A 21,259-nucleotide genomic window follows, 5' to 3' on the forward strand; every position below is an offset into this window, starting at 1 on the left:
GATCTGGTGCACTCTGAAAGGGCTGGAAAGCATTTTTGCCGGACAAATTACCGCGACTATGCTGCTTTCCCCTCCCGGAATGCGACCAATGCAGCCAAAATTGCGGCTGGCTCCGGCGGACATCCCGGCACAGAACGCTGTACACGCGTTAATCCTGCCAGCCCGCCTAATGTGGCATATCCCCCAGCAAACGGCCCGCCATCTACTGCACACCGACCAATCGCAATTAACGACCTTCCTGCCGGCATCGCACGCCACACCTGATCCAACCGCTCTGCACAACGGCGCGATACCGCCCCCGTCACTAACAGCCAGTCTGCATCTTCAGGCTGCAAAACGCGCCGAAAGCCATTCTGTTCCAAAGCATATGCACCACCACACAGAGCATCCAACTCCATGGCACAACCTTCACAACTTCCTGTTTCTAAAAAATAAAGCCCTATCGGCAATTGTGTACGCTCGTCTGAAACGCCAGAACGCATCCGCCAACGTCGTACATCCAAAAATGCTTCTACTAAACTGATTGTGCGGCTTTTCATTGCGCCACCCCAGCCGTCGATACCCCTAAAGACCGTAAGGCAAGCGGCATCGTCGCAACCTCTACATCCTTCATGATACGCCCAAGCCCCGCTAGTAATGGTACAGCCGGGTCACGCATATGTACGGCGTCAACTCGGCCATCCCTCAGGCGTACCCATGCCCACACATCACCACGTGCAGATTCTGCCGCACCTATCCCCTCTTGGTCCGTAACATTGGGTATGGTGGGATAAGCCTCATCAGCATCACCAAGCCCAAAACTTCCCAAAATGCGCTCGATCAAACGTAAAGCGTCAAAAATTTCGGTCATACGCACCGCTTGACGCGCCCGCGCATCACCTGCACTGGAACCCGTCGCCCGTAAGGCATCCAAGCGCATTCCATTCTCAGCACGCCGCAGATCTAAACTGCGGCCACTGCTGCGCCCCACTGGGCCGCCAATCGCCAATCCACGCGCTATCTCTACCGGCAGAATAGCCAATCCCGCCAAACGCGGAGCATAAACATCAACCAAAAGCGCCAATTTAGAAAGGCGTGGCTTCATCTCACGCAACACAGCCTGCGCTAAAGGAACAATTTCCACCCCGCGCCGATACCCGTTTTTATGGATCATATCCGTCAAACGCCGCGTGGCACCATTCTCTGCACAGACACGCGCCAACGCCTCACGCGCATGCGTGCAATGCACAGCCAAGATACCCGCATCTACCCCACGCGCCGTTAACATCACATCATGCAAATGAACTGAAACACGCTCAATTTCGAGCAAAATCATCCAACCATCTCGAATAGCAGGCTCAATACGCCGCCCCTCAGCCTGCATGAGCGCACGTGCCAACGCCAAAGGATATGCCACATACCCACCAGCAGACATCCTACTGACAAGTCCCATCGCCTCATCAGGCGTACGCCCTAAAATCTGAGCTATCACCCCACGATGGCCTAGCCCAGACTCACACTGCTCCGCCCGAATACCGCCTTGCTGCATATCAGGCACCAGCCCAAAAACACCCGTTACCCCATTACCATCAATCCATAATGGAGCCTTCGAGGCTGTAGCTGTCCCACCATGACTACCGCCCGGCCCGGGACGCTGCGACAACGGCCAGGTAATATCCCACGCCCCACCATCAAGCGCAGAACGGCCATCACCCGGCACCTCCATGGCCTCCACACCATACAGATCAAAAGCAACGCGCTCTCCCCATTCTGCTACGGGATAGCGCTGTGATGGGCCAACATAACGCTTGTCATCAATGGCCGTACTCACCAAAAGAGGCTGATCTCCCTCTAAGAAAAGCCCATAAGCCCGTTGTTCATCCGCCCAAAAAGAGAGCATCGGCAATGCAACTTCAGAGGTATGCCACAATGCCTGCCACGTTGGCGCATCTACAGCATAATGCCCATAAGACAACCGCTCACCACCGCGGACCAAACGCCCCATATAAGACAGCGGAATCATGGCTTCCACACCGGTTCAGGATGCCATTGCAATACACACAACCCCGCAACCCCTATCAGGATCACCCCCAACTCAAAGCGGTCCATCCATGCCCCAACAGCATAACGCTCTTTTCCCACGCGCCATAACGCTGGCAACCACAAGACCATCACCGCCACAAACCACATCACAGGCAACGCCAAACCCATTGCTAACAACGCCACAAAAACTGGAGATGGCGGCACCCCAGCCCCGAATTGCAGCAAACGTTCCACCCTGACCCAACGCTGTCCAACAGCCAAACCCAAAGCCGCCAAACACAACAACACAACAGCATTCCCCGCACCAAAAGCTGCCGCCACAGCAGCAAGCCCGATCACGCCACTCAACAGCCCCACAATGCTCTGTGTTCGGCGTATTCCCATCATCAATAACGTGACAAACCCCGCAGCAAGCACAATATCCCGCACAACAGGTACCGTATTAAGACGCCAAATAAGCGCAATAGCCGCAAAACGCAGAGCAATTTCCAGCAGGTTCTCTGCCATATCATCATGCTCTTCTGGCACAGGAGCGGGCCCAAGACCCGCCATCATTCCAAGCCCAGCTGCCAGAAAAACACTGCCCAACATTCCCCCATTACCTGAAAGAACATCAGCCCCAGCTTGTCGCCCCAAGGTCAGCCAGGCAGCCCCTAAAGCAGCCACCACCACACCAGCCAAACGGCTACGTGTCATATCCCATACAAAAGATGCACGCTGCGCGCGGCGTGCTGCCCTCCATGCTGAGAGCACAAACCCCACCCCGCACAGCGCCGTAACAGCAAAAACATCGCGCACATTCAACGCCTGCAATGCACACCCCGTCACAGCAAACGACAACACCATGCCACTTTGTACATTTTTCTCATCACCGCTGTGCAGCAGCAACGCAGGAACCAGCGCGACCAAACATGAGCACGCCGCAGAGAACGGATCACTACCGGGCAATAACCACACAGCAAAAGGTGTTAATACTCCCCCCGCGAGTGCAAACGTCATCGCTGCAGGAAACCGACGGTCAGACGGCGTTAAATACAGCAAAAGCGCAGCCAGCCACGGCCATAACGTAACCGCGAATAATACACTCGCTTGCCCCGGATGGATCACGCCACTTCCTCCTCAACGCGGCGCCACGCTAAGCGCGGCAGCAGCACCAAGCCAAACACGACGAACACACCAGATAATGCTATAGCCGCACACAAAAACACCCATGAATGCAGCACACAAGCCAACACCAAAAGCCCAGACACCGCACGAATACAGCCGGAAAATTGTACCAAAACGGGGCCACTCACCGCGCCACATAACCCCGCTAGCACCACACCGGTCGCCAATGTCGCAGCCAGCCCTACCGACGCCCCACTCAACCCAAGAGCGAGCAATAAGAACATGGCACCAACAACCGGCCCCGCAGCCTCACGCCCGGGGCGATGCGGCGCAAATTGCTGCAACCACCGCCACATTCCTACTGTCAGCATAAGAATAGCCACCGCGGCGGATAACCACAGAACCCCCGTACTCACCGTGCCCCCGGCCAAAGCACACATCACACCATAAAGAGGCAAACTTCTCCCATCGCGCCCGATACTCGCCAGCGCCACCAAAAGGAGGAAACCAAAACACAAAATCACGTTGCCGCCCTTCCCGAAAGCGCCAACAACAACGCCATCCCAATAAACAAAATGGCAATGCGGCCTGAACGTTCCTGCTGGGTTAAACGCAATACAGCAAATACCCCCAAACCTATTCCTAACCGCACAACAAACCCTAAGAATGCCGCTCCCCACGACCACAATGTGTCATCAGGCTGCCCAATCAGTCCCGGCAACCCCAAATCAACCAATAACAACAACCATGCCCCATCCAACAAGACAGCCACATGCCGCGCCATATCAGCTTCCAAACGCAGCATTGGCGCGCCCTCTAAAAGACCACGCCCCGGCGGCATTGCTCTCAACGGTGGGCACATAACAGCCAACGCCATAGCCGCACAGGCCAGTGCTCCCTCTAACCCCGGTACAGGCTCTACTTCCAAATTGGCACACAGCCCGGCCAGCCCATCACTTCCCGGAGCAGTCAGCGCAATAAGCGCCTCAATCACCCCTAAAATCATCAACCCCAAACCCGCAGCACGCCATTCACGCCGCAGCGCCGTTGCACTCACCTGTGGCGCACCAAACCAAACACCCCACACACCCAACGCCAAACGACCGGCCAACAAAAAACTACCCAAAAACAACGGATCAGCCATGCCCGCAAAACCATGCACACTGCTCAGCATCGGCAATGATAAGAACGAAACACACGCTCCGGCCAACGCAAAAGCTTGCAAGGTAGACAAGCGCTTACGCCACATCATCCGCCAGCTTTGCCAAAACCCCCGCCACTGCGGTCCCGCCACGGCTTCCCCAGCGATCCAACGCGGAGCATCACGCAAACACCACTGAAACCACGGCAAACACAGCATAAAAACAGCGCATTGTACGACAGAAGACAAAACCGGAAGCACATATGCGCTGATCATGCCTGCACTCCCAACACAGCAAGAATAATTGTTAGGACCACCAGCCACCAACCAAGAGAGGCCCCACCTTCCCGAAGCGCAGGCCCAACAGAAGACAAACGCGCACCACCACGCCCACCCAGCGCTGCAACATCACGCACCACCTTGCGCACCACCACGATACAACGCCGCCAACTCCAAGGGACCGTATAACGCCTCAAAGGAAAAATCGCCCCGCGCGGGAAGACCAACCCATGCCCTAGAAAGGTCTGGCCGCGCCCTCGTCGTACAATCACCCAATAAAAAAGACATAAAAACAGTGCGATAGATCCAAGGCGCAAAAACGCACCATCCCCACCGCCTAAAGAGGCAAATGGCACACTACTTCCCCCTAAGGCATATTTTTGGATCAAAACTAACGCCGCCGTCAGCCCCAGTAATAAACCCGCTGCTTTCCCGACTTCGATCATTGAGACAGCATCACTCTGGCGTGGCGTACGGCATACATGCCACAATTCCAGCACAGCCAAAGCCCCTAGAACCAACGCACACAGCATTGCGGGAACCGCCCAACCAGAAGCTGCTGCAGCCAAGTTCAACGCGGCATGCACACCTACCCACAACACAATAAATCCCGGCATAGGTGGAAAAGGCGCCGCCAATGCATAAGCAACCGATAAAAATTTCACTGGCCATGAACGCAGCCATTGGACCGCCAAATCCAGCACCGCAGCAATGATGGCCCCTTGCCCCGCCTGATCCAACCCTTCATGCTGAGCCGCCGCAGCCAACGCCACTAAAAGCGCGGGACGCACCATGCCCGCCGCCGCAAAATCAGTCACCACGCCCTGCACCGTACGCAGAACCAACAAAACCGCCATCGCACAACAAAGCAGCACGGCACAAAGCGGAGCAGAAGCTGCCCCATGCCACACCACAAGCGCCGCTAAGGCCGCCATACACGGCGCAACGCTTCCTTCACGTGATAACGCCGCACGCGTGGTGGCCTTCTCACCTGCCAGCCAAGGCCAAAAGAAAACCGGCAAAACTGCCACACAGCCCCACACTTGGCCGGGCAACAACACCAACAACACTAAAGCGATGACTTGCCACCACGGCGGTGCACCAGATGCTCCAAACGCCGTCACAATCCCCAGCAATAACGCAGCCAAAAGGGGCGAAGTGAACACTCCTACCCCCACCACGCACAGCAACAACAATACCCCACGAGCACGTCGAACATCACCCAATGCGGCGCACAAGCCAGGTGCCGCCAAGCAATAAGACACCGCATCGCGGGTTATAAAATCCATGAAAGCCGTCAGAACGCCACCCGTACCCAGTCTGTTACAGCTGGCCTCATGCCAAGCTTGTCAAATCATTGCGAGAGATAGCTTGCGGCGCGGCGCAGGGAAAGCACGTTCCAACACAGCAAGGTCCTCTACTTGCAAAACAATCTCCTGCGCAGCCAAGTTGAGCCGCACATGTTCAACCTGACCCGCCTTTGGAATAGCTAAGACATTGTCTCTGTTCAAAACAAAGGCCAAAGCAATTTGCGCCGCCGTTGCTGGTCCAAGAGAGGTTTCATGCCGTGCCGCCACCTGAGCCAAGGCCGGATGCCGCAACAAAGCCCCACCTTGCCCCAACGGAGAATAGGCCATGGTCACCACACCTTCTTGCCGGTCATACGGCAATAGATCGAACTCTACCCCCCGATGCTCCAAACTATATAAAATCTGATTGGCCACACAGTGCTCAGACAAGGCATGGACCTCTTCCATGTCATCAACATCAAAGTTGGACACGCCCCACGCGCCGATCAAACCATCTTGCTTTAACGCTTCAAAAGCACGGATCGTTTCGTCCAGAGGCTCCCCTCCGACCCAATGCAATAAATAGAGGTCTAAACGCTCCACCCCAAGATAACGCAACGAACGCTGGCACGCCTTCAGAGCCCCTTCATAAGACGCATTCGACGGCAAAACTTTACTGACCAAAAAGACATCATCGCGGCAATCTGCAACAGCTTCCCCGACCAGCGCTTCCGACCGGCCAGAACCATACATTTCTGCCGTATCAATGACCCGCAAACCGGCTTCAAGACCCGCCCGCAAACTCTCAATTTCATTATGTCGTTGTGCGCGCGTATCGCCGACGTTCCACGTCCCCATTCCAAGAGCAGGAACCGTGACGCCATTGCGAAATGTTACGGTCTTCATTGGGCATCCCTCTACGCATACAAGAATATGCCCAACGCTACGCCCGTTCATAACGGGACAAAAGCAACATCTTAGCCCGCCTTGGCCCAACCTCGCTCGCCCTGCTTCCAATAGACAAGACGATGGCCCGCATTTTTAAGAGTTTTCCAACGCTGGCGAGCACGCTGCACTTGTGGCTCATCATGCCCATCAAACACATCAAAAACACGTGTAAAAGGCTCTAAGGACTCCGGCCCAGCACCATCAATACGGAACAAAAACTTTGCCCCATTCGGTACGTCAACACCTGCCGTTAACCAGATAGGCTGCCATGCCGCATGGCCCATTTTTTCCGTGCCATGCGGCAGCCATACAGGCTCTTTTACCGCCCATAAAGCAGCATCCAGCGCCGAGACCTGTTCTGCGCTCGAACAACACACAACAGCACGCTCTCCCACCTCTAAGGTCTTACCGAGCAATGTCGGCAAGACCTGATCCAGCGTCGTACGTGTGAGGTGATAAAACCCAATCTCAACAGCTGAAGACATCGTTAGCCTTGTGCTTCAAGGTCCCGCACATAGCGGTCCAACAAACGCACGCCAAAGCCAGTTGCGCCCTTCGGTGTGACCGCTTCAGCCTTGCTCTTATACGCCGTACCCGCAATATCTAAATGCGCCCACGCCGTCTTTCCAACAAAGCGCTGCAAGAAACATGCTGCCAAAATAGCACTGCCCGGACGGCCACCAATATTCTTCATATCGGCAATATCGGTATCAATCTGCTTATCGTAAGCTGCGCCCATCGGCATACGCCACAGCTTTTCATCCACACTTGTTCCCGCACCCGCAAGCGCAGCGGCCAAGCCGTCATTATTACTGAACAACCCGGCATGCTCCGTGCCAAGGCTGACAACAATCGCCCCGGTCAGCGTAGCAAGATTAACAATCACACGTGGGTCAAAGCGCTCCTTTGTATAAGAGAGGGCATCCGCCAGCACCAAGCGGCCTTCCGCATCCGTGTTCAGCACTTCAATGGTCTGACCGCTATGGCTCATCACCACATCACCCGGGCGCTGCGCCGTGCCGGAGACCATATTCTCCACAAGCCCCACAACACCAATGGCGTTCACCTTCGCCTTACGCTGCGCCAGCGTTGAAAGCAGGCCAACCACCGCCGCAGCACCGCCCATATCAGCCTTCATCTCATCCATGCCAGCCGCTGGCTTGATAGAAATCCCGCCGCTATCGAAGGTGACGCCCTTACCCACGAAAGCAAGCGGTGCTTCATCACCACCGCCGTCATGTCGCATGATAACCAAACGCGGTGGCGTTGCACTGCCCTGCGCCACACCCAACAGAGCGCCAAAGCCCAGCTCGGCCATAGCTTGCTCGTCCAGCACTTCAACTTTCAGACCGTGCTCTTCTAGCTCAACAATACGGTCAGCAAACGTCACTGGGTTCAGAACATTCGCTGGTTCATTCACCAGATCACGCGCCAAAGAGACGCCACGACCCACGGCATTCAGATCAGCCCAACGTGCTGCTGCCGCATCATCAGCCACAACGTCAACACGCGCCAGAACCTTCTTTGGCACATTCTTCGTACGATATGCCGTGAAGCTATATGCCCCCAACACCGCACCAAGCGCTGCTTCTGGAGCAAATTTTTCAAGACCCGGCGCCAGCATCAACACGGCATCTTCAACGCCTTCCAGCGCACGAACAGCCGCCGCACCTGCTTGCTCCATTCCCGTCGCAGCAACCTTAGACGCGCCCTTCTCAGCTGCACCAACCAGTACCAACTGCGTAAACGCCGGAGACGGTGCCACTAACGACAACACTTGCCCCACATCGCCGCAGAACTCTTTTTGCGCAACAGCACGCAGGACAGCACCGCCACACAGCGCATCCAAGCTCTTCAAATCTTCTGGGGATGCTGATGCACACAAGAACGCAACCGCACGAGGCGTCGCGTCATCAAGAGCCAATGAGGGAACAAAAGATACGTCGAGCATAATGACCAATCTCCAAAACGTTTGTCTTCAATAATCCTGCCCGTTATCGGAGAGCGCCCCTCCGCGCACAAGAGGCAAGTCACAAAGAAAGATCACCTTTCTGCGTCTAAGCCCCGTTTCCCCCATGACGGAGTGCCGCTCATGCGCTAGCGTAACATCATGACAACACCTCGGATTGCCCCTGACGACGACCGCTCTTTGCTGAACCTCGCCGCGCGCTTGGCTCAAGAAGCCGGAGACATTATCAATACCATCCGTGCACGCGGATTTCATACCGAGCTTAAAGCGGACCGATCCGTTGTCACCGAAGCGGATACCGCCGCAGAGCGCCATATTCTTTCCCATTTACGTGCAGCATGCCCCGACATTGCCGCCATCAGTGAAGAAGAATTCGCAGCAGGCACACAACCCGAGGCCACACAAAGCTATTGGCTCATTGACCCGCTGGACGGCACGCGCGGCTTCGCAAGTGGAGGCAAAGACTTCACCGTCAATATCGGCCTTATCCGCGGAGACAGCCCGGCGCTCGGCGCCGTAGCCCTGCCCGGTTATGGAACGCTCTATACTGGCGGCAAAAATCTCGGTGCGTTCCGTACTGAACACGGAGAGACAACACCTATTCAAGCCGCTATTGCCTCTCCCGATGGACTACGCGTCCTCGCATCCAGCCATCATGGGGACCCCGCTCTTTTAGAACGCTGGCTCAATGGCCGAAGCGTTCTTTCTCTCACCAAAATGGCATCATCCGTTAAATTCATGCGTGTTGCTGAAGGCGAAGCGGACTTTTATCCGCGCTTTGGCCCCACCATGGAATGGGATACCGCCGCACCACAAGCCATCCTTGAAGCCGCTGGCGGCCAACTCCTAGAGGCAAATAATACGCCCCTACGTTATGGTAAGCCCGGCCGATGCAACCCCGCTTTTTACTGCTTGGGCCGCACCGCATGACACTGCATACAGAACATCTCTACGCCACACCTGCTGGTATCGAACACGCCGCCTCCCTGATCCGTGAAGGGCGCCTCGTCGCTTTCGGGACGGAAACCGTTTACGGTCTAGGTGCCCTTGCATCCTCTGACCAAGCCGTTGCCCGTATCTTTGCAGCCAAAGGCCGCCCAAAGTTCAACCCGCTGATCAGCCATTTCGCCGATGCCGACAGCGCCTTGGCTCAAGCGGACCTCCAAGGGCCAATCCAAGAACTCGCGCACAAACTCGCTGATGCCTTCTGGCCGGGCCCACTGACCCTTGTGCTGCCCCGTGCCCGCTCCTCCAGCATTTCCGACCTGACAGCGGCGGGCCTTGACAGCATCGCCCTGCGCGTTCCACGCGGACAAACGGCCCGCGCTTTGCTCCGCGCTGTCAATGCCCCCGTAGCTGCTCCCTCCGCCAACCTCTCAGGCACTGTCAGCCCATCAGACGCATTCCATGTGCTGCGTTCACTTGGGGGCCGCATTGATGCTGTCTTAGATTCAGGTCCATGCTCCGTCGGTGTTGAAAGCACCGTCTTGGATCTTACCCGCGAGACACCCACCCTACTTCGTCCCGGCGGCATTACCCTTGAAGAACTCACCGCCATCTGCGGCAAGGTTGCCCACCCGGATGACTTCGCTGACCTTCTACCAAGCTCTCCGGGTCGCCTCGCCTCACATTACGCTCCAGAACTGCCCGTCAGACTGGATGCAACCACCGTTGAGCCACGCGAAGCCTTGCTAGCCTTCGGACCAGAAGCCCCTCCCGCCGCCTTAACGTGGAATCTCAGTGAGCAAGGCAATCTGGAAGAAGCCGCAGCGCGTCTTTTTGCGGGTTTACGCTTCCTTGATGCGGAAGGTGCCCGCCGCGGCCTTACCCGTATTGCCGCCCAGACGATACCACGACACGGCCTTGGCCTCGCTATTCGTGACCGTCTGCGCCGCGCATCAGAACCGCGCTCATAATCATCATAACGGGAGCTCGTCAGAGCCATGTCGACACATCGCCCCGATTCGGGCTCCCCTCAACTTGACCCACGCGAAACAAAAATTCTCTCGGACATCCTCGCATTAGTTTTAGATGAACAGAGCGGCACATCAGAGAATGCCCTCAACGCACTCAAACAGCGCGCAACACGAAGCAACATAACAGGCGGCGCCCTCAAAAACCTTTTCACACACCTTATCCATACCGTTGGTGACCCACCCCATACCCAGCGCCACATTACTCAACTCACACAACGCCTCCAAAAAGCTGACGAAAACATGTATCGAACTGCGCGCCAGAACGAAGCCCTCCGCACGGCGCTGCATAATGCCAAGCAAGAGAACACCCACCTTCGTCATGCCCTCTCTGACAAATCCTCGCCCTTCGCATGGCCCAAGACCACATTAATCGTAACCGCATTATTCGGACTATTGCTCGGAATCGCCGGGGCAGAAATTATTCACACCCTAACTGCAACACCAATACACCCACGCCCACTCTATTTCCGCTAAGGCACAACGCGTTTTGGGCTTCCCCCAAACGTCCCTGACCGCTAGACGGAAGCATGGCCATTTCCAAGGGTTCATCCCTGCGCTACAGCCCCCCGCTCCTTGACCGCTATGTTCTGCGGCAACTCACCGTCGCACTTTGTGCGCTCTCTGGTGGTGCCGTTGCCTTGATATGGCTGATCCAGTCCCTGCACTTTATTCCTGTTATTGTGCAACACGGCCTATCACTAACGGTCTTTATTGAGCTAACGGGCCTTTTGCTGCCCAATCTGCTCACCGTTATCCTGCCGATATCAACGTTTTTAGTGATTTTATTTGCGTATCAGCGTATGGCGCAGGACCGCGAATTAACGGTTATGAAAGCCGCTGGCCGCTCTCCCTTAGAACTGGCACGCCCCGGTATTCTCTGTGCCAGCGCCGTTGTACTCATCAGTTTTCTGCTGACGCTATGGCTCGTTCCAGCCTCTGACTACGCGTTCCGCAAAAAACAAATGGCGATTACGAACCGCGTCGCCGCATTGCTGATTGAGGAAGGCGTTTTTACATCCGTCGGCAATAATCTCACAGTCTACGTCCGCTCACGCGATGCCAGCGGTCAATTACAAGGCGTCCTCATCGAGGATGACCGTGACCCGAAAACGCATGCTACCGTTCTCGCAGAGCGCGGCGCAGTCATCATGGTCAATGATCTACCACGCGTTGTGCTCTACAATGGCTCACGCCAACAAATTGACCACAAAACAGGCCGCCTCAACGTCCTAACCTTTGGGCGCAACACTATTGAACTCGCTTCCGCCAAAAAAAGCACACATCTAGACCGCACTGCGGAAGAGCTTTCTCTCTTACAATTACTCCATTCTGATGGCCGCCCCGAACATACAAAATTTCTAGCTGAAGCGACGCACCGTCTCACCACCCCCTTCAGTGTCTTTTCCTACGCGATGATCGCCTTGGTCGCTGTCTTGCGCGGCGCCTTCTCACGCCATGGGAACATCACACGCCCCCTCACCGCGATTTTCACCGTTGTCGGCCTCCTCGCACTCTCCTTGATTGTGCAAAATCTGGCAAACCGTACACCGGGACTAACACCGCTCATCTGGCTACAAAGCTTATTACCGGGCCTCATCGGTTTCGGTCTCCTCGCACGCGCTGGCGATAGCCTGAGCTTTTCATTCCGTCGCTCCGGGAACCGGCCTTCATGACATCTCTCGCCCGTACGACACGCCATTTATTAGAAGCAGCGCGCAACCTCATTACAGGGGAAGAGGGGCAATCCGGTTTTTCAACCACACTCGCCATTTACATTGCGCGCGTGTTCACCTTCAGCACAGTAGGCACCATCTTAGCCCTCACAGGGCTTGTCTCCCTGTTTGACTTTATTGACCTACTCCGCCGCGTTGCCGCACACCCCGCCTCTCCAAGCGCACTCGCTTTAGAAATCGCCGCACTGCATATCCCTTTTTACCTGATTTATGTGCTGCCTTTTGGCATTCTCTTGGGCGGTATTATTTGTTTTTTCCGGCTGACGCGCTCATCCGAACTCATCGTTGCACGTGCCGCCGGGATCTCGGCATGGCAGTTCCTTGCCAGCCCCCTCGCTTGTGCGCTGTTCATGGGTATTGTGACCACGACAGGCGTCTCATACCTCTCCTCAACGTTTTATCGCAAAGCAGAACAGCTCGACCAAACTTACCTTCGCACAGGCGGCAGTTCCCTGACCCTCAAAAGTGGCTCGCTCTGGTTACGCCAAGCCGATGACACCCTCACGAAGCACGGCGTTGCCATCCTACACGGCCAGGATGTTGAGCTGTCACATCAAAAGCTCGTCTTACACGGCGTTACGTTATTTCGTCTCGATACGCATGACGCGCTCATTGTACGGGTCGAAGCCCCAGAAGCGACCCTCCTGAACAACGAATGGCGCTTCCAAAATGCCGTCTCATTACGGCCAGATCACCTCCCCACACCTATTGGTACGTTATCCCTCACGTCAGACCTGACCATATCGCGCATTCAAGAAAGCTTTGCCTCCCCTGATACGCTCTCTGTGTTCGCTCTCCCTAGCTTCATTCACCTCATGGAGCGCTCAGGTTTTCCGTCGATACGCCACAGACTGCATTTACAGTCACTACTAGCTCTTCCTATTCTAGCTGGAACCATGGCATTGGTATCAGCAGGGTTCTCCATGCGCCCGACACGTCGCGGCGGTGTCGCACGAATGTTGGGGTCAGGGGTTGCAGCGGGCTTTGCTTTGTTTACGATTTCAAAGGTCGCAGAAAAATTCGGTGAATCCGGTGCACTGCCGCCGGTACTCGCAGCATGGGCACCCACGGGCGCAGGTCTTTGCCTCGCTCTTGCACTCTTGCTGTACATGGAGGATGGTTAATGGCGTCGCCCCGCGGGCAAGACAAGAAGCAGGATTTCGTGCGCAATACACACACTCACACCTGCACAAACAAAAAGCAGTCTAGCATGAAGCAACGGTCTCCCCGCCGGTACCGTGCGTCCCTTGCCGCAGCAGCGTTAACCGGGACTGCACTTGCCTCTCCCTTCCAAGCGGATGCCAGTTCCATGCGCCGCGACAATAGCCATGTCGTCATAGTCGGCCGCCCTTCATCAGAAGGTGACCCTCTGACCTATCTGACGGACCATGAAGAATACGATAAAAACGGCGTTGTCACATGGCGCGGTAATGTCCGTGTCTGGCAGGGGGATCATGCTCTCCGCGCTGATATGATCCGTTATGACCGCAATACTGGTACCCTCACAGCCCAAGGGCATGTCGCCCTCATGGAGCCAGATGGCAGCACAACCTATGCGGACACACTAGAATTCAGCCACGGCATGCATGACGGTATTGGCACCGCGCTGTATCTCCGCATGGAAGATAATGCCAAGCTCGCTGGGAACGGCCTACGGCGCACACATGGCGTCATCAACGACCTCTCCAAAGCTGTATACACAGCATGTGAAGTCTGTAGCAAAGACCCCAACGCCCTGCCATTCTGGCAATTCAAAGCTTATAACGCGACGCAAGACACGCAGCATAAGCGTATTGAGTTTGACCATGCTTGGCTCCAAATGCTCGGCATTCCAGTCTTTTACTTCCCGCTTTTTTCCATGTCGGACCCATCCGTCAAACGCCAGAGCGGCTTCCTCATGCCCGGCATCAGCCCGCATGACCGCTTCTTGGGCACCTATTTCACTATCCCCTATTTCTGGGCCATTGATCAGCATCAAGACGCCACAATTCGCCTGCTCGCATCATCACGCACCGGCCCAGAAATCACAGGCCAGTACCGAAACCGCCTCAATTTCGGCACCATCAACATCACTGCGGGCACAGCGTTCGACACACATCGCGCCAACCAATACGTCAACGTTTTTGGCAATAGTGTCGGGTCTTCAAACGAGTATGGGCTACAGGGATATTTCTTCGGCCGCGCCAATTTTGCCATTAATCAGCACTGGCAAGCTGGTGCGAATATCAACCTTGCCTCCTCTGCTAACTATATGCGTGACTACCGCGTCTCTGGTTACGGGCAAGAAACCCTCAACTCAAACGTCTATGCTGAAGGCTATGGCGTCGGAGCCTATACGCGGATTGATGCCCAAGCCTATCAAGGCTTGAACCAAGGCGTTATTCAAAACTCTCAGTTGCCATGGGTTTTGCCACGCTTCACCTATGCGTTCCAAGGACGCCCTGACGCACTGGGCGGGCGCCTCAGCATCAAGACAACAGACTTCAATGTCTTCCGCTCCGTTGGCACGTCCGACCAACGTGGACAATTAGCGTTGCAATGGGACCGCCCTTTCCAAAACCGTTTGGGGCAGCAATGGCTTTTCACGGCACGCGTTGATTCCAACGTATACCGCGCCACTAACCTCTATATGCAGCCAATCTATGCTGCCCGAACGGACCATGCCGTCACGGGCCAAGCGCTGCCCACCATTGCATTACGTATGAACTGGCCCTTCTTACGCAGCTTCGCACACGGCAATGGCGCACAAATCTTCGAACCTATGGCGCAAGTGATTGCCGCCCCTAATAGCGGCAACTCTTCCACACGCAACCGCCCCAACGAAGATAGCCTTGCCTACGAATTCAGCGACACCACGCTGTTTTCTCTCAATCGTTACATGGGAACGGACCGCCTAGACGGCGGGTTACGTGCGAATTTTGGTATCCATCAAAGCTGGAATTGGCGTGGTCATGAAGTGGATATGCTCGCAGGCGAAAGCATCCAAGAACATATCGACCATAACCGCATCCCTTATTCTGGCTTAGATCATCACCTTTCTGATCCCGTTGCCCGGATTCGAATTACCCCCAATAACGCGTTCGATATGACAGCGCGCGGACGCTACAACCCTTGGACGCACCAATTTGACTACGGCGAAGGCCTTATCAGCACAGGTGCACCCATCTTACGCCTCACGGCCGGGTATGTGTATGCGCCTGTAACACCATATTATTATTACGCGACAGATTACGTCACACAGTCTCCAAACGCGCCTTACCTCCAGAAGACAAATGAAATTACTGGTGGTTTTTCAACGCATTGGCGCAATTATCACGCATCTGGCTTCTTCCGCCGCTCCCTCTCCCGCAAGCAATTCGTCGCCAATGGCGGTACCATTGGGTACAGCAATGACTGCTTTGGGCTAGATGTAATGTACATCAAACAATATACCCGTATCGGCGGCATTCAGCGCAATACGACCATCCTCTTCAATTTTACGTTCAAGACGATCGGCACTTTCGGAATTAACGGTTGAGCATGTTCATGACTTCACGCACCCTCTTCCCGCGCGTAACGACAGCTGTTTGCGCAGCTCTCTCTCTGAGCGTGTCCTTGGCCATGGCCTCAACTGCGCTGGCGGCTCATAAGCCCCATGTGGCTCCAACAAAGGCCACAGCTGCACCTGACGCCTCCACATCCACACCGCCGGATGATCAAATCCTTGCCGTAATCAACGGACAAGTCCTGACCCAGCGTGATGTCGATAACCGTGAACGCCTGTTCGTGCTGTCGACCGGCCTTCCTATCAGCCCAGACGTGCTCAAGCGCATGCGCGGCCCAATCGTACATCAACTTATTGACGAACGTTTGAAGACGCAGGAGATCCTCAAACGCCACATCAATGTTGAGCCTGAACAGATTGCGGAAACTATTTCTGGTATCGAATCGCGTAACGGCATGCCCAAAAATGCCCTGCGTGATCGTCTTGCCAAAGACAGCGTTTCCCTCACAACGCTGATTGACCAGATCCGCGTACAAATCGGCTGGATGCAAGTCCTGCGTGAGCAGCTTGGTGAAGGTGGGCGCATCACCGCCGTGCAAATTGCACAGCGTGAACAAGCCCTCCAAGCGGAACAAGGCCGCCCGCAATACATGATGAGCGAAATTTTCGTTCCCGTGCCAGACCCACGCCACGACGAAAGCGAACTCGCCTTTACACGCACAATCATTTCTCAACTGCGTGAAGGGGCACCATTCCCCATCGTAGCGGCACAATTCTCACAAGATCAGTCCGCTCTGGATGGTGGCTCAAAAGGCTGGGTACAAGAAGACAGTCTTGATCCGCAGGTCGTGAATATCGTACGCCAAATGCCTATTGGTGCCGTCTCAAACCCCATCCAAGTTGCGGGGGGCTTCGTCATTGCGACCGTTCAGGCCAAACGTACTGTTGGCAAGCAAATGGGAACCCTCGTCTCCATGCGCCAAGCCTTCTTCCCGTTTGATGCACCTTTGAACCCTCAGGCTCCAACCCCACAACAACGCGGCATGCTCGAACGCGCGACCAAAGCTGCACAAAGCTTGCATAGCTGTGACGCAATGGAAGCCCTCAACAAATCTCTCGGGGAAAAGCGTCCTAGCAACCCCGGCACGCAAATTCTTGAGCGCCTGATGCCGCAAATGCGCTCAATTGTTGAGCCTCTCCCACTGAACAAAGCAAGCCACCCTCTCATCTCTGTAGACGGCATTGCTCTGCTGATGGTCTGCCAACGCCAACAGAAAAATCTGGCTCAACAATCCCCCAGCGAAATTGCTGATCAGCTCATGAACGAGCGCGTAGAACAAGCATCACGTCAGTTGCAGCGTGACCTGCAACGCCGTGCCGTGATTGATATGCGCCCTGCAGCACGCTCAATCCTGAACTAACAGGCCCCTATATATCGTGACCCTTCCTTCCCTTAAGGACAGCATCCAACAACACGGGCTTGATGCCAAAAAAGCCCTTGGACAGCACTTCCTTCTTGATCCGGGCCTCTGCGCCCGGATTGCCGCCCTCGGCGGTGACCTCACAGGCCGCAGCGTTGTCGAAATCGGCCCCGGCCCCGGTGGCCTCACCCGCGCCCTCATCAACACGCCCGCAGACCGTATCGACGCCGTTGAAATCGACGAGCGCGCATGGCCATTGCTGGAAGAACTCGCCGGCTATGCGGATGGCCGCCTCCACATCGTACGGCAAGATGCCCTCACTCTTGATGCCGCCACCCTCGGCCCTGCTCCACGCCAAATCGTGGCCAATCTTCCCTATAACGTTGCGACCCCTCTCTTAGTCGGCTGGCTTCGCCAAGCGGCTTCGTGGGAACGTATGGCACTCATGTTCCAACTGGAGGTCGCAGAACGCATTTGTGCAGCCCCCGGAACATCGGCTTATGGGCGCCTCGCTGTTCTGGCGCAGTGGTGCGCTCAATGCAGCATCGCACTTAAAATTCCACCCGGCGCCTTTTCTCCGCCTCCAAAAGTGCACTCTGCCGTTGCTGTCATTATTCCACATGCTGAACAGCCCGCTCCTGCACTCTTCAAAGCAATGGAGCGTGTCACCGCTGCTGCCTTTGGGCAACGCCGCAAAATGCTGCGTTCTTCTTTAAAATCCATCGGCGGTGAAGCCCTCCTTGCACGTGCAGACATCGAACCAACACGCCGCGCAGAAACCCTCTCTGTGGACGAATTCGCACGCCTGGCTGCATTGCATCACGCCGATCGGTCGTGACCTCCCGCCCACGCTGTACATGGGCTGAGGCTACCCCACTGCTTCAACACTACCATGATGAAGAGTGGGGGAACCCCATCACAGAAGACAGAGCACTATGGGAAAGCCTCATATTAGAAGGCTTTCAGGCAGGCCTCTCATGGCGCATTATTCTTGAACGACGTACGGCGCTCCGAACGGCCTTCGCACATTTTATTCCTGAAAAGCTTATCCACTTCACGCAGCATGATGTCGAACGACTCATGCAGGATAAAACGATCATCCGCTCCCGCGCCAAAATCACCAGTGTCATCTCCAACGCACGCGCATATTTAGACATGCGGACGCAGGGAGAAAGTTTAAACGCCCTCCTCAAGCACTATATTCCCCAGTACCCGATCACCAACCACTCTGAAGCCCCTCTAACGCAATCCCCGCTCTCCCAAGAAATCGCAAGCGCCCTGAAAAAGCGTGGATTTAAATTTGTCGGCCCAACGATTGTATACTCATGGCTACAAGCCATCGGCCGAGTGAATGACCACGAACCGCAATGCTACGCTTGGCGCGATAACGCATTAACCTCACAGCATAACAAATAACGCTATGCTCTTCGTCCTCACCTATGCCGCCGCCGCATTGTGCGAAATTTTTGGTTGCTTTACCTTCTGGATGTGGCTGCGCCTCTCCAAGTCAGCCTGGTGGCTTCTCCCTGGCTGCGCTTCACTCATCGCTTTTGCCGCTCTCTTAACACTGATTGATACCGCTGAAGCTGGACGCGCCTATGCCGCCTATGCAGGCATCTACATCGCAGCCTCTATCATCTGGCTTTGGCGCGTTGAAGGCACACAACCCGATTTATGGGATCTGAGCGGCACAGCCTTTTGCCTCATCGGCGCAGGCATTATCTTTTTCGCGCCACACCGCAACTAAGCACCACGTTCCGGACACACAAAAACAGTAAAGTCATTTGAGGGCCAGTCATGCGGGATCTGCTTCAGCATATCCCCAACAAAACCGCGATGATACGTGGCATGATTAACAATATGCAGCACAATATCTTCCCGCGTCATCGCAGCCGGACGACCATTGAGAAACTCAAAATGCACGAGTACATCAAGATCGTCATCTCTCCATGACCCGACATGCGCAAGATACCAATCATTCATACGCTCCACAAAGAATACAAGCTCATCAACGCTTGGCGTATGCTCTGTATTTCGCGTTTGGTAAGTGTGCCGAATCCCCAAAAGATGATGCTTAAAAATATCCTCAACAACACAACTGTGATTCATCGTCCGCACGATATTATCAAACGTTGTCTTACGAACTCTAAAAGCCTCGTCCTGCGGAATAGACTTCACAGTATGACACGCCAAATCATCTGCCCATTTCTTATATTCCAGCAGTTTCATCAGCGTGTTAACGCGAATATGTGATGCTAAAGACACCGTATCTTGCATATCCCGCACCATAAAAACTCTTCCCCACCATTTTTATAGAGCCATAAACACAAAAAACCCGGGGCAGGAAAACCTGCCACCGGGCTTTTCATTCTACACAATAAAGCATGCCCGAAGGCAAAAACCTTATTCTGCAGCAGCGTCTTCTACAGCGGCTTCAGCAGCAGCTTCTTCAGCTGCATTTTCAGCCTGCAGGTCACCAAGGATGTTTTCATCCTCTTCCTGCACGCCTACTTCTTCACCACGTGCCTGACGTTCAGCTTCTTCTTCTGAACGCGCGACGTTAACCGTCAGCGAGATAGACACTTCTGGGTGCAGAACAACCTTAGCGATCGTCAGGCCAAGAGCCTTGATCGGGTGTTCCAGAACAACCTGCTGACGAGCAATCGTCAGGCCAGCGTCCGTTGCTGCAACCGCGATGTCGCGGGTGCTCACGGAGCCGTACAAGCTGCCGCTGTCGCTTGCTTGACGAATGACAACGACCGAGAGGTCGTGCATACGTTCTGCAAGGCGCTCAGCTTCTTCACGCTTCTTCAGGTTCAGAGCTTCGAGCTGAACGCGTTCAGTTTCAAAGCGCTTCTGGTTAGCAGCGGTTGCACGGAGTGCCTTGCCTTGCGGCAGAAGGAAGTTACGTGCGTAGCCCGGCTTGACGTGGACGAGATCGCCCATCTGGCCGAGATGCTCAACCCGCTGCAGCAGGATCAATGCGGTCTGGGACATGATGCTCTCCTCAGTTCACGACATAAGGAAGCAGAGCGAGGAAGCGCGCACGCTTAATCGCTTGAGCCAGCTCACGCTGCTTCTTAGCAGAAACGGCCGTGATACGGCTCGGTACAATCTTACCACGTTCCGACAGGAAGCGGCTCAGCAGACGTACGTCTTTGTAATCGATCTTCGGCGCATTTGGGCCGGAGAACGGGCAAGACTTACGACGACGGTAGAACGGACGACGTGCGCCAACAGCTGTACGACGAGCGGCTGGGTTCACTTCAGTGGTGTTGATGTCAGACATTCTTCTTACTCAGCTCCTGCCTCAGCCTCGGCGCGTGCGCGATATTCTTCGCGATCTTCGCTACCACGACGTCCACCACGACCGCTCTCAAAGCGACCGGACGGCTTGGAGCCACCACGGAAAGAACCACGCTCACCACGGTCACCGCGGTCATCGCCCTTACGAGCCAGAACCGGAGACGGGGTTTCGTCGATTTCGTCGATACGCAGCGTCAGAACGCGCAGAACGTCTTCGTTCAGACCAAGCTGACGCTCAACTTCGCGCAGAACATCGGACGCACATTCGATACCGAGCAGGACGTAGTGGCCCTTACGGTTCTTCTTGATGCGATAAGCCAGCGAACGCAGGCCCCAGAATTCACGCTTCTTGATCGAGCCGCCGTTTTCGGTCAGCAGGGTTTCGATCGTTTCAACAATGCTCTCGACCTGAGCCTGAGACACATCGTTACGTGCAATAAGCACGCTTTCATACAATGGCATGTGCTCTCCCTTCGGATAAGTTCAACCCAACTGTTCTGACCCATGCCAAAACAGTGCCCTGTCATACAGGCATAATCGCTTGATGAATGGAGCACGGGTATAGCTGGTGCGATGCCACATCG

At 55.2% G+C, this 21,259-nt stretch carries 23 protein-coding genes; 10 read left to right on the plus strand and 13 right to left on the minus strand.

Annotated features, from left to right (window positions below; translation table 11 throughout):
* Positions 1-56: 56 nt before the first annotated feature.
* The 9 genes from KB213_RS03155 to KB213_RS03195 form a co-directional block, all read right to left on the minus strand.
* Positions 57-539 (minus strand): NADH-quinone oxidoreductase subunit B family protein, encoded by a 483-nt coding sequence (locus KB213_RS03155; protein ID WP_211680628.1) that lies wholly within the window; start codon positions 537-539, stop codon positions 57-59.
* Entirely contained in the window at positions 536-2,002 is a 1,467-nt protein-coding gene (locus tag KB213_RS03160) for an NADH-quinone oxidoreductase subunit D-related protein (RefSeq protein ID WP_211680629.1), read from the minus strand. Before KB213_RS03160 ends, KB213_RS03155 begins: the two co-directional genes overlap by 4 nt.
* Positions 1,999-3,129: a hypothetical protein gene (locus KB213_RS03165; RefSeq protein WP_211680630.1), complete on the minus strand. Its 1,131-nt coding sequence runs from the start codon at positions 3,127-3,129 to the stop codon at positions 1,999-2,001. Before KB213_RS03165 ends, KB213_RS03160 begins: the two co-directional genes overlap by 4 nt.
* Positions 3,126-3,653 carry a hypothetical protein gene (locus tag KB213_RS03170; RefSeq protein ID WP_211680631.1) on the minus strand — a complete coding sequence of 176 codons (528 nt, stop codon included), beginning with the start codon at positions 3,651-3,653 and terminating at the stop codon, positions 3,126-3,128. The genes KB213_RS03165 and KB213_RS03170 overlap by 4 nt, the downstream gene beginning before the upstream one ends.
* Positions 3,650-4,546 (minus strand): hypothetical protein, encoded by an 897-nt coding sequence (locus KB213_RS03175; protein ID WP_211680632.1) that lies wholly within the window; start codon positions 4,544-4,546, stop codon positions 3,650-3,652. The genes KB213_RS03170 and KB213_RS03175 overlap by 4 nt, the downstream gene beginning before the upstream one ends.
* Positions 4,543-5,838: a hypothetical protein gene (locus tag KB213_RS03180; RefSeq protein WP_211680633.1), complete on the minus strand. Its 1,296-nt coding sequence runs from the start codon at positions 5,836-5,838 to the stop codon at positions 4,543-4,545. Before KB213_RS03180 ends, KB213_RS03175 begins: the two co-directional genes overlap by 4 nt.
* Positions 5,839-5,898: 60 nt before the next feature.
* A complete protein-coding gene (locus tag KB213_RS03185; protein WP_211680634.1) occupies positions 5,899-6,744 on the minus strand; it encodes an aldo/keto reductase in 846 nt (281 codons plus the stop codon).
* Positions 6,745-6,815: 71 nt separating this feature from the next.
* Positions 6,816-7,271, minus strand: coding sequence for a DNA polymerase III subunit chi (locus KB213_RS03190; RefSeq protein WP_211680635.1), 456 nt, complete (start codon positions 7,269-7,271; stop codon positions 6,816-6,818).
* 2 nt (positions 7,272-7,273) lie between these two features.
* A complete protein-coding gene (locus tag KB213_RS03195; RefSeq protein ID WP_211680636.1) occupies positions 7,274-8,737 on the minus strand; it encodes a leucyl aminopeptidase in 1,464 nt (487 codons plus the stop codon).
* A 159-nt stretch (positions 8,738-8,896) separates the two neighbouring features.
* Here KB213_RS03195 and KB213_RS03200 point away from each other — a divergent pair, with 159 nt between their 5' ends.
* The 10 genes from KB213_RS03200 to KB213_RS03245 all read left to right on the plus strand — a co-directional run bounded on the left by KB213_RS03200 (position 8,897) and on the right by KB213_RS03245 (position 19,116).
* On the plus strand, positions 8,897-9,685 hold the full coding sequence (locus KB213_RS03200; protein WP_211680637.1) for a 3'(2'),5'-bisphosphate nucleotidase CysQ family protein: 789 nt from the start codon (positions 8,897-8,899) through the stop codon (positions 9,683-9,685).
* Positions 9,682-10,671, plus strand: a complete 990-nt coding sequence (locus tag KB213_RS03205) for an L-threonylcarbamoyladenylate synthase (protein ID WP_211680638.1) — start codon at positions 9,682-9,684, stop codon at positions 10,669-10,671. The genes KB213_RS03200 and KB213_RS03205 overlap by 4 nt, the downstream gene beginning before the upstream one ends.
* Before the next feature lie 27 nt (positions 10,672-10,698).
* Positions 10,699-11,205: a hypothetical protein gene (locus KB213_RS03210; RefSeq protein WP_211680639.1), complete on the plus strand. Its 507-nt coding sequence runs from the start codon at positions 10,699-10,701 to the stop codon at positions 11,203-11,205.
* Between the two features lie 53 nt (positions 11,206-11,258).
* Complete coding sequence (lptF, locus tag KB213_RS03215; protein ID WP_211680640.1) at positions 11,259-12,404, plus strand: LPS export ABC transporter permease LptF; 1,146 nt, start codon at positions 11,259-11,261, stop codon at positions 12,402-12,404.
* The gene (gene lptG, locus KB213_RS03220; RefSeq protein ID WP_211680641.1) at positions 12,401-13,588 is read left to right on the plus strand and encodes an LPS export ABC transporter permease LptG; all 1,188 of its coding nucleotides are present in this window, start codon (positions 12,401-12,403) and stop codon (positions 13,586-13,588) included. The genes lptF and lptG overlap by 4 nt, the downstream gene beginning before the upstream one ends.
* 86 nt (positions 13,589-13,674) lie before the next feature.
* Positions 13,675-15,981, plus strand: coding sequence for an LPS-assembly protein LptD (locus tag KB213_RS03225; RefSeq protein WP_211680642.1), 2,307 nt, complete (start codon positions 13,675-13,677; stop codon positions 15,979-15,981).
* A gap of 2 nt (positions 15,982-15,983) precedes the next feature.
* Positions 15,984-17,369 carry a peptidylprolyl isomerase gene (locus tag KB213_RS03230; protein ID WP_068168937.1) on the plus strand — a complete coding sequence of 462 codons (1,386 nt, stop codon included), beginning with the start codon at positions 15,984-15,986 and terminating at the stop codon, positions 17,367-17,369.
* Between the two features lie 16 nt (positions 17,370-17,385).
* Positions 17,386-18,207, plus strand: coding sequence for a 16S rRNA (adenine(1518)-N(6)/adenine(1519)-N(6))-dimethyltransferase RsmA (gene rsmA, locus KB213_RS03235; RefSeq protein WP_211680643.1), 822 nt, complete (start codon positions 17,386-17,388; stop codon positions 18,205-18,207).
* A complete protein-coding gene (locus KB213_RS03240; RefSeq protein WP_211680644.1) occupies positions 18,204-18,785 on the plus strand; it encodes a DNA-3-methyladenine glycosylase I in 582 nt (193 codons plus the stop codon). Before rsmA ends, KB213_RS03240 begins: the two co-directional genes overlap by 4 nt.
* 4 nt (positions 18,786-18,789) lie before the next feature.
* Positions 18,790-19,116 (plus strand): YnfA family protein, encoded by a 327-nt coding sequence (locus KB213_RS03245; RefSeq protein ID WP_211680645.1) that lies wholly within the window; start codon positions 18,790-18,792, stop codon positions 19,114-19,116.
* On the opposite strand, the gene KB213_RS03250 is transcribed toward KB213_RS03245, so the two are convergent.
* The 4 genes from KB213_RS03250 to rpsF form a co-directional block, all read right to left on the minus strand.
* Positions 19,113-19,658: a DinB family protein gene (locus KB213_RS03250; RefSeq protein WP_211680646.1), complete on the minus strand. Its 546-nt coding sequence runs from the start codon at positions 19,656-19,658 to the stop codon at positions 19,113-19,115. The genes KB213_RS03245 and KB213_RS03250 overlap by 4 nt on opposite strands.
* A 114-nt stretch (positions 19,659-19,772) precedes the next feature.
* Positions 19,773-20,366 carry a 50S ribosomal protein L9 gene (gene rplI / locus KB213_RS03255; RefSeq protein WP_068168920.1) on the minus strand — a complete coding sequence of 198 codons (594 nt, stop codon included), beginning with the start codon at positions 20,364-20,366 and terminating at the stop codon, positions 19,773-19,775.
* Between the two features lie 10 nt (positions 20,367-20,376).
* Complete coding sequence (gene rpsR, locus KB213_RS03260) at positions 20,377-20,658, minus strand: 30S ribosomal protein S18 (protein WP_068168917.1); 282 nt, start codon at positions 20,656-20,658, stop codon at positions 20,377-20,379.
* A gap of 5 nt (positions 20,659-20,663) precedes the next feature.
* Positions 20,664-21,137, minus strand: coding sequence for a 30S ribosomal protein S6 (gene rpsF, locus KB213_RS03265; protein WP_211680647.1), 474 nt, complete (start codon positions 21,135-21,137; stop codon positions 20,664-20,666).
* Between the last annotated feature and the right edge of the window lie 122 nt (positions 21,138-21,259).

Source organism: Neokomagataea anthophila, assembly GCF_018122595.1.
In the GTDB taxonomy this organism is placed as follows: Bacteria; Pseudomonadota; Alphaproteobacteria; order Acetobacterales; family Acetobacteraceae; genus Gluconobacter; species Gluconobacter anthophilus.

What these genes read in the sequence shown, in the direction of transcription:
- KB213_RS03155 (WP_211680628.1), bottom strand. Translation starts at nt 539, where the DNA reads ATGAAAAGCCGCACAATCAGTTTAGTAGAAGCATTTTTGGATGTACGA.
- KB213_RS03160 (WP_211680629.1), bottom strand. Translation starts at nt 2,002, where the DNA reads ATGATTCCGCTGTCTTATATGGGGCGTTTGGTCCGCGGTGGTGAGCGG.
- KB213_RS03175 (WP_211680632.1), bottom strand. Translation starts at nt 4,546, where the DNA reads ATGATCAGCGCATATGTGCTTCCGGTTTTGTCTTCTGTCGTACAATGC.
- KB213_RS03180 (WP_211680633.1), bottom strand. Translation starts at nt 5,838, where the DNA reads ATGGATTTTATAACCCGCGATGCGGTGTCTTATTGCTTGGCGGCACCT.
- KB213_RS03185 (WP_211680634.1), bottom strand. Translation starts at nt 6,744, where the DNA reads ATGAAGACCGTAACATTTCGCAATGGCGTCACGGTTCCTGCTCTTGGA.
- KB213_RS03190 (WP_211680635.1), bottom strand. Translation starts at nt 7,271, where the DNA reads ATGTCTTCAGCTGTTGAGATTGGGTTTTATCACCTCACACGTACGACG.
- KB213_RS03195 (WP_211680636.1), bottom strand. Translation starts at nt 8,737, where the DNA reads ATGCTCGACGTATCTTTTGTTCCCTCATTGGCTCTTGATGACGCGACG.
- KB213_RS03200 (WP_211680637.1), top strand. Translation starts at nt 8,897, where the DNA reads ATGACAACACCTCGGATTGCCCCTGACGACGACCGCTCTTTGCTGAAC.
- KB213_RS03205 (WP_211680638.1), top strand. Translation starts at nt 9,682, where the DNA reads ATGACACTGCATACAGAACATCTCTACGCCACACCTGCTGGTATCGAA.
- KB213_RS03210 (WP_211680639.1), top strand. Translation starts at nt 10,699, where the DNA reads ATGTCGACACATCGCCCCGATTCGGGCTCCCCTCAACTTGACCCACGC.
- lptF (WP_211680640.1), top strand. Translation starts at nt 11,259, where the DNA reads ATGGCCATTTCCAAGGGTTCATCCCTGCGCTACAGCCCCCCGCTCCTT.
- lptG (WP_211680641.1), top strand. Translation starts at nt 12,401, where the DNA reads ATGACATCTCTCGCCCGTACGACACGCCATTTATTAGAAGCAGCGCGC.
- KB213_RS03225 (WP_211680642.1), top strand. Translation starts at nt 13,675, where the DNA reads ATGAAGCAACGGTCTCCCCGCCGGTACCGTGCGTCCCTTGCCGCAGCA.
- KB213_RS03230 (WP_068168937.1), top strand. Translation starts at nt 15,984, where the DNA reads ATGTTCATGACTTCACGCACCCTCTTCCCGCGCGTAACGACAGCTGTT.
- KB213_RS03245 (WP_211680645.1), top strand. Translation starts at nt 18,790, where the DNA reads ATGCTCTTCGTCCTCACCTATGCCGCCGCCGCATTGTGCGAAATTTTT.
- KB213_RS03250 (WP_211680646.1), bottom strand. Translation starts at nt 19,658, where the DNA reads ATGGTGCGGGATATGCAAGATACGGTGTCTTTAGCATCACATATTCGC.
- rplI (WP_068168920.1), bottom strand. Translation starts at nt 20,366, where the DNA reads ATGTCCCAGACCGCATTGATCCTGCTGCAGCGGGTTGAGCATCTCGGC.
- rpsR (WP_068168917.1), bottom strand. Translation starts at nt 20,658, where the DNA reads ATGTCTGACATCAACACCACTGAAGTGAACCCAGCCGCTCGTCGTACA.
- rpsF (WP_211680647.1), bottom strand. Translation starts at nt 21,137, where the DNA reads ATGCCATTGTATGAAAGCGTGCTTATTGCACGTAACGATGTGTCTCAG.